Genomic DNA, 2709 nt, shown 5'->3' with positions numbered 1-2709 from the left:
CCAGGCTGGCGGCGCTGACCGCCGCTGCCTTCGGCCAGCGCCGCAAGATGTTGCGCGCCAGCGTGAAGGGCCTGCCGGGCGCGCTGGAAGCGCTGGAGGCCGAGGGCATCAGGCCCGAAGCCCGCGCCGAGACGGTGCCGGTCGAGGCCTTTGCCAAGGCGGCCGCCCGGCTCTAGTATGGCCGGACGCCAACAGGGGGACGCCGGCCAAATGAAGCACGCAATCCTGGGGCTGGCATTGTCCGCTCTTGCCGCCACATCCTCGACTGCCGCCCCTGCGGGGGTGCCCGCCGCCCGGAAGCCCGGCTTTGACCGGATCCGCGAAGCCGATCTGCGCGCCGATCTGGGCTTTCTGGCCGGTGATGGGCTGCTGGGCCGCATGTCGCTGCAGCCGGGCGACCAGGCCGCCATCGAATGGGTCGCTGCCGAGTTCGCCAGGGCCGGGCTGAAGCCCGCCGCCACCGATGCCAGGGGCGCGCCCAGCTGGTTCCAGCCGGTGCCGCTGATCGAATATCGCGCCAACAGCGCGGCCAGCCTCATGACCCTCAACAGCCCCGGCGGCAGCCAGAGCTGGAAGGCGCCGGAGTTTGGCGGCGGCTTCAAGAATGATCTCGATCTCACGGCGCCGCTGCTGTTTGCCGGCTATGGCATCACCGCGCCCGGTGTCGGCTATGATGATTATCGCGGGGTGGATGCGCGCGGCAAGATTGTCGTGCTGTTCGAGCATGAACCGCAGGAGGATGATCCCAAATCGCGGTTCGGCGGCACCGGCAACACCCGCCACGCCACGAACCGGGTGAAGGCCCTGAACGCCCAGGCGCACGGCGCGCTCGCCATCATCGTGATGGCCGAGCCCAACCGCAAGCATCCCTCCAACCGCGACCGCGTGAACCGGATCGGTGGCAGCGCCCGCCGGGTGCCGGCGCTGCCGGTGCAGGCGCTCGTCGATGATGCGCTGCACATCCCGGTGTTGACCGTGTCCGACGCGGTGGGCGCCAGCCTGCTTGCCGCTGCCGGCAGCACGCCGCAGGCCCTGCAGGCGGCCATCGATGCCGACCTTGCGCCGCAATCGCGCGACCTGCCCGGCACCAGCCTCACCCTGCACCTCGAAAACAGCGTCCGCAGCCGCGGGCAGTCCGCCAATGTCGTGGGCCTGCTGCCCGGCAGCGATCCCGGTCTTGCGGCCGAGACCATCATCATCAGCGCGCATCATGACCATGATGGCTTCAACGGCGCCGAGATCTGGCATGGTGCCGATGACAATGGCTCCGGCACGGTTGGCGTGGTCGAACTGGCGCGCGCCTTCATGGCCAATCCGGCCCGGCCGAAACGCTCGATCCTGTTCGTGGTGTTCGCCGCCGAGGAACGCGGGCTGCTCGGTGCCTATCATCTCGCCGCCAATCCGCTGCGCCCGCTGGCCACCACCCGCGCCATGATCAACTTCGACATGATCGGCCGCGATGAAAAGGCCAGCGAGCAGACCGATGGCCTGATCACCATCCCGGCCGACACCAGCAACCGCCTGAACCTGATCGGCGCCGGCTACAGCCCGGATTTCAACCGCGTGGTGACGGACGCCAACCGCAGCATCGGCCTGACGCTGGATGACCGGTTCGACAAGGAGAATGCGCTCAACATCTTCTTCCGCAGCGACCAGTTTCCGTTCGTGCTGAAGGATATCCCGGCCTTCTGGTTCTTCACCGGCTTCCACCCCGATTATCACCACACCAGCGATACGGCGGACAAGATCAACTACGCCAAGATGGCGAAGATCCTGCAGCTGGCCTATCTGTCGGCCTGGCGGCTGGCCGATGATGCGGCCGTCCCCGCCTTCATCACCGATCCGCCCGGCGCGAAATAGCCGGGTTCAGGGGCGCGCCGTCGGCGGCTTAACCGGTGCGGCGCTTGCCGTCTGGGTGCCCTTGGCAATCACGCCTTCGAGCCGCGCGGCAGCCGAACAGTCCGCCTTGCACAGCGCCTTGATGCGGGCGAGGTTGATCTGCGCCCTGGCCGTCGCGCCGCGCGCCACCAGCGCCCTTCCCTGCCCTTCCAGCGCCCCGATGTCGGACGGGTTGAGGGCGAGGGCCTCGCGATAATATTTCACCGCCTTGCCCGGCAGGCCAAGCTTTTCATAGGCTTGCGCGATGCCGCTGAAGGCCGCGACATTGCGCGGATCGCTGGCCAGCGCGGCTTCGAAACTGTCGATGGCGTCCTGCGGCTTGCCGGCGGCGAGCGCGGCCTGACCGGCCTGCGCGAACTGCACGGAGACCGGCTTCAACTGGTCATCACGGGTCGGGGCCGCACCAAGCGGCGCGGCGGACAGCAACAGGGCGAACATCAGAACGGGGCGCATCACGTCTCTCCTGCAGCCATGATTATCAGAGCCGCCGGGCCTGCGCGATGAAAAAGCCGTCGCAGCCGTCGTCGGCCGGCGTGAGCAGGCGGTGCTGCCACGCGCCAAGGCCATCAGTCCCGGCGAGCTGCGCCTCGCCCTCGGCCGGCAGCAGCGAGCAGACGACATAGACCAGCCGACCGCCGGGCCGCAGCAGCGTGGTGCCCAGCCGGATCAGCATGGCCTGGGTGGCGGCCAGCCGCGCCAGCCGCTCCGGTGTCAGCCGCCAGCGGCTTTCCGGATTGCGGCGCCAGGTGCCGCTGCCCGAACAGGGCGCATCGATCAGCACGGCATCGGCCTCGCCAGCCAGATCGGCCA

2 protein-coding genes and 2 pseudogenes are annotated in these 2709 nt (G+C 68.8%); 2 read left to right on the top strand and 2 right to left on the bottom strand.

Translation table 11 applies throughout. From position 1 onward, the window contains the following. Both GJV64_RS15675 and GJV64_RS13475 read left to right on the top strand, forming a co-directional pair. Window positions 1–176, top strand: a pseudogene (locus GJV64_RS15675) (16S rRNA (adenine(1518)-N(6)/adenine(1519)-N(6))-dimethyltransferase); the annotation flags it as partial. Between the two features lie 34 nt (window positions 177–210). Then, a complete protein-coding gene (locus GJV64_RS13475; protein WP_164157879.1) occupies window positions 211–1860 on the top strand; it encodes a M20/M25/M40 family metallo-hydrolase in 1650 nt (549 codons plus the stop codon). Between the two features lie 6 nt (window positions 1861–1866). Here the strand turns inward: GJV64_RS13475 and GJV64_RS13470 are convergent, their stop codons facing one another. Together GJV64_RS13470 and GJV64_RS13465 are read right to left on the bottom strand one after the other, a co-directional pair. After that, a complete protein-coding gene (locus GJV64_RS13470) occupies window positions 1867–2352 on the bottom strand; it encodes a tetratricopeptide repeat protein (protein ID WP_164157877.1) in 486 nt (161 codons plus the stop codon). Between the two features lie 25 nt (window positions 2353–2377). Next, window positions 2378–2709, bottom strand: a pseudogene (locus GJV64_RS13465) (RsmB/NOP family class I SAM-dependent RNA methyltransferase); the annotation flags it as partial.

It is taken from the genome of Sandarakinorhabdus rubra, from assembly GCF_010994245.1.
Classification (GTDB): Bacteria; Pseudomonadota; Alphaproteobacteria; order Sphingomonadales; family Sphingomonadaceae; genus Sandarakinorhabdus; species Sandarakinorhabdus rubra.
The sequence above is the reverse complement of the archived record's forward strand: the minus strand, read 5'-3'. Positions and strand labels throughout refer to the sequence as shown.

What these genes read in the sequence shown, in the direction of transcription:
- GJV64_RS13475 (WP_164157879.1), top strand. Translation starts at nt 211, where the DNA reads ATGAAGCACGCAATCCTGGGGCTGGCATTGTCCGCTCTTGCCGCCACA.
- GJV64_RS13470 (WP_164157877.1), bottom strand. Translation starts at nt 2,352, where the DNA reads ATGCGCCCCGTTCTGATGTTCGCCCTGTTGCTGTCCGCCGCGCCGCTT.